This window comes from Bacillus sp. mrc49 (assembly GCF_002803435.1).
This window is the reverse complement of record NZ_PHNG01000459.1, coordinates 1-1,049: the sequence shown is the minus strand read 5'-3', so window position 1 is coordinate 1,049 and position 1,049 is coordinate 1. Positions and strand designations below refer to the sequence as shown.

Sequence of the window (1,049 nt, the reverse complement as noted above, 5' to 3'; positions counted from 1 at the left end):
GTTGCGCTGCATGTGGATAACTCTTGGAAGGAAGGAGTATCTACTTTTTTTCATGAATATACTGTGGTATTGTAGTAATTTAGGGATTCGACGATTTTATTATCAAAAATAATATAGAAACATCAATATATAAGAGGTGAAAACATGGAATTCGATACAATCACCGCTATCTCTACCCCTTTAGGGGAAGGGGCAATCGCCATCGTTAGAATCAGCGGTGATGAGGCCATAGAAATAGCCGATAGGATTTTTAAAGGACCAGGCGGAAAAGGATTGCTTGAGGTCAAGTCACATACGATTCATTATGGACATCTTATCCAGCCTAAAACGAGTGAAATCATAGAGGAAGTCATGGTTTCCGTCATGAAGGGGCCAAAGACGTTTACAAGGGAAGATGTCGTGGAAATTAACTGTCACGGCGGAATCGTTTCGGTCAATCGGGTATTGCAGCTCATCCTTTCTCAAGGTGCTCGTCTTGCTGAACCGGGTGAATTTACGAAACGTGCCTTTTTGAATGGAAGGATCGACCTTTCCCAAGCGGAGGCCGTCATGGATTTGATTCGTGCTAAAACGGATAAAGCGATGAATGTTGCTTTAGGACAAATGGAAGGCCGGCTTTCAAAACTAATCCAGAACCTTCGCCAAGAAATTTTACAGACACTCGCTCAAGTCGAGGTAAATATAGATTATCCGGAATATGATGATGTCGAAGAAATGACACATCGTTTATTTTTGGAAAAAGGCAGTTTTGTCAAGACCGAAATCGAGAAGCTGCTTCATACAGCCCAGCAGGGGAAAATCCTCCGCGATGGGCTTGCGACCGTCATTATCGGGCGCCCCAATGTCGGGAAATCTTCTTTGCTTAACAGCTTGGTTCATGAAAATAAAGCGATTGTCACGGATATTCCTGGGACAACGCGTGATGTAATCGAGGAATATGTCAATGTTCGCGGTGTTCCGCTTAAACTTGTCGATACGGCAGGGATTCGGGAAACGGAAGATATCGTTGAAAGAATCGGGGTTGAACGGTCTCGTGCAGTATTGAAAGA

At 43.7% G+C, this 1,049-nt stretch carries 1 protein-coding gene; it reads left to right on the top strand.

The genetic code is table 11. The annotated features are described in order from the left end of the window. Positions 1-144: 144 nt before the first annotated feature. Positions 145-1,049 (top strand): tRNA uridine-5-carboxymethylaminomethyl(34) synthesis GTPase MnmE (gene mnmE / locus CVN76_RS03590; RefSeq protein ID WP_100530327.1); only part of this gene is annotated, 905 nt, incomplete at its 3' end.